The organism is Parapedobacter tibetensis (genome assembly GCF_024704835.1).
Taxonomy (GTDB): Bacteria; Bacteroidota; Bacteroidia; order Sphingobacteriales; family Sphingobacteriaceae; genus Parapedobacter; species Parapedobacter tibetensis.
In genome coordinates, this window is sequence record NZ_JAMXBE010000047.1 from 1 (window position 1) to 3,056 (window position 3,056).

At 41.5% G+C, this 3,056-nt stretch carries 3 protein-coding genes; all 3 read left to right on the plus strand.

Annotated features, from left to right (window positions below; translation table 11 throughout):
* The first annotated feature begins 109 nt into the window (after positions 1 to 109).
* The 3 genes from NF543_RS25075 to NF543_RS25085 all read left to right on the plus strand — a co-directional run bounded on the left by NF543_RS25075 (position 110) and on the right by NF543_RS25085 (position 2,475).
* On the plus strand, positions 110 to 724 hold the full coding sequence (locus tag NF543_RS25075; protein ID WP_257670942.1) for a master DNA invertase Mpi family serine-type recombinase: 615 nt from the start codon (positions 110 to 112) through the stop codon (positions 722 to 724).
* Positions 725 to 817: 93 nt separating this feature from the next.
* A complete protein-coding gene (locus NF543_RS25080; RefSeq protein WP_257670943.1) occupies positions 818 to 1,645 on the plus strand; it encodes a HipA family kinase in 828 nt (275 codons plus the stop codon).
* On the plus strand, positions 1,642 to 2,475 hold the full coding sequence (locus tag NF543_RS25085; protein ID WP_257670944.1) for a hypothetical protein: 834 nt from the start codon (positions 1,642 to 1,644) through the stop codon (positions 2,473 to 2,475). The genes NF543_RS25080 and NF543_RS25085 overlap by 4 nt, the downstream gene beginning before the upstream one ends.
* Positions 2,476 to 3,056: the final 581 nt, after the last annotated feature.

Consider the following 3,056-nt stretch of genomic DNA (forward strand, 5'->3'; position numbering starts at 1 on the left):
CAATAAAAACGCTCCTTAAATTTATGGTTGGTTTGTTCAACTTAAAGCTTTATTATTCTTTCTTCAAAAAGTAACTGTCTAATTTTTTACACATTTAAATTCAAAAGCTATGATTTACGGCTACATCCGAGTGAGCACGGACAAGCAGACAACAGAAAACCAACATTTTGAAATTCAGAAATTTGCATGTGAGCGAGAGTTCGCAATTGATGAATGGATAGAAGAAACCATCAGCGCCACGAAAAAAATTGAAGTCAGGAAGTTTGGTGGATTGTTAAACCGAATGCAGAAGGGAGATACATTAATTGTGTCCGAATTGTCACGGATGGGGAGGAATCTAATGCAAATTATGAAGATTTTGCACGATTGCATGGAGCGCGAGATTATGGTATATACTGTCAAAGAGAATTACGAGCTGGGCAACAATATCAACTCAAAGGTATTGGCCTTTGCCTTTGGACTCTCGGCAGAAATTGAGCGTAATCTGATTTCTCAACGGACGAAGGAAGCCCTCGCACGGAGAAAGGCTGAGGGGCAAAAACTGGGTAGGCCGCTAGGCAGTAAATCCAAGAATTTAAAACTTACAGGCAGAGAAGTCGAAATTAAGACCTTTCTCAACAAAAAAATCTCTTACAGCGCTATTGGACGCCTCTTAGGCGTTCACCGTAATACCGTAGCTACTTTTATAAAAGAAAATCCGACAGAAGTGCGGCACACTATCTGATTTTTCTGGAGGGCCAAGTTTGCCCCTTGGTCCTCAATTTTTTCTCGTTCCATTGAAATTCATATATTTACCACAACTAACTGCTTTTGCCTTTTGCTGTCATCCAGAGTATCCATATCATCCATAAGCCGAGCAATAGAAACCGGTGGAAGCAGGCCCGTTGTCGTGATGGCTGATGACTTCGAGGAGTACATTTGCAAGTACGACTCCAATGGCAAGTTAATCAACGAATATTGTTCCCATTGTTTTCTTGATGCTTGGGGAATACCCCGTCTGACAGGGGCATTCGTGACCATATTACCGGAGCATGTTAATCCCGAAATAATTTCAAACCGGACACAACCACACCATTTCGGTAAACCAACTTTCGGATTACGCTACCAGAAAGAAACGGTGGATGTCTCTAACATGTTGGTCGGACTCAGGGGCAATTATCACGAACTTAGTAAGTACCAGAGCAGGGGTACATTATTGAAGATAGCTTTGTTCGATTTGTGGCTGGCCAATACCGATAGGAGCGCGAACAACTACAACTTATTGGTGCAGTCTATGGGAGATAGATTTCAGATTATTCCAATAGACCATTCCGACGTTTTCGATGGTTGCCGATTGGGGCAGGAGCTGGCTCAGCTCACGGCAGAAGACAGTATCTTATATGCTGATTTGGCGCACGTTTTGTTGTATAATTCAAAGAAAATAGCAGAGGAGGCCAACGCGATTTTGGATAACTTTCCTACCTTTGTCTTAAATTGCCACGATGTGTTGTCCGATATTGTCGCAGGGATACCCAATGAATGGTGTCTCAATAAGCAGCAATTGGAACAGCAGATCCGCGAAGCGGTTATCGAAAATGACACATGGTTGAATGATACTAAGGCCAATTTCAGAGAATTGGTAGCACCGCTAACAAAAGGAGCATGATGAAAACTTTTTATTCCATCCTGTATTGCAGTATTCGTCCCAATCAGGATGAACGCATCACAATCGGCCTGTTTATGGCTGATGGTGTCCAATGTTATTTTGCCTATGCTGCCGATAAGCTGAGTGTGATTAAGGATTTGCTGCCCGATGGCGGATATCAGCTGATTAAATCAAATTTACGGGCTATCGAGCAACTTGCGGCATCATGCCAGTCTGACCTGCTCAAGGGGCACAAGGGCCAGCGCTTTTTAAGCGAGAGCTATTTGGAATATCTCTCTGTGTATGCAAACAATTTGCTTACTTTCTCCAAGCCTGTGCCACTGAATGTGACGCTTGATGAGAACACATTCAATAAGCTGTTTGAAAAATTCGTGTTTACTTTACCTAAGCAGCAACAAAAGGAGCACGATTCCGTTGCTTACGCAAAGCGACGATTGGTAAAGTCGATCGGCGGACGTGTAAATTTTGATGTCGAGCTTACCGAAAATGATGTTATAGGTCTGATTATTCCGTCAAAAGTAGCATTTATCGGCAGAAATGACGTGAAGGTAGTAGGGGAGATAAGCGATTTTGGCAAAGCCCTCCACGTGCTTAAGCCTCAAATCGGCGCGCACCTTTTTTTGGTTGATACCATTAGGCATCATGAGAAAGATGCCAAGTTTTTCTTTGTAGGAGATGAGCCTTCCAAAAAGCTAAAAGATCATCACGATATTTGGAAAAGCTTAAAAACTTATAAGCCGATTCAATTGGTGCCAACCGATGAGGTACAGCAAATAGAGGAGTATGTGGCAGAACATGAAGTGTCTCCTTATTTTGAAGGTCAAGTTTAAACCTATATAGGTCGGTCGTATTGCGATTGCTAACAATATATCGGCAGAATTCCGATTATATCACTTCCTCTTATATACACCTTCTCTGTTTCTCTGGATGGTCTTCGAAATACGGGTTTAATCTAGTAATCGACCATGGAAACGCTTCTAATCACATAGGAGGAAATACCGTTGATGGAGACTTGTTTCGTGTTTTGAAGGAGGAAGGGATCATTGATGCTTTCATGAAAGATAGGGTTATCAATTTCAACATGAATAACGACTTTTTGTTATCAATTAAATAGATATGAACAGAGATCAACAGGCACACATCGATTGGAGACAACCATTGAACGAATAAGGGAACTATTCGAAAACGGCTTCGAATTATCAATCGAGGAAAATGACAATTCTAAAATGGTTATCAGTAAAGGGAGACAGGAGTTTACACATGGAAAAAATGCTTCGGCGACCTATACCTTTAAACTAACTAAATATGAACTGGATAAGCGTAAATGACCGGATGCCAGAACTAACTCATTATTAGGGTAAAAGATGGAGAGTGTAACACCAACTGTGTCACTGGATAAAACGAATAAATA

Excerpts from the sequence above, each read along its gene's own strand:
- NF543_RS25075 (WP_257670942.1), top strand. The coding sequence starts at position 110 with ATGATTTACGGCTACATCCGAGTGAGCACGGACAAGCAGACAACAGAA.
- NF543_RS25085 (WP_257670944.1), top strand. The coding sequence starts at position 1,642 with ATGATGAAAACTTTTTATTCCATCCTGTATTGCAGTATTCGTCCCAAT.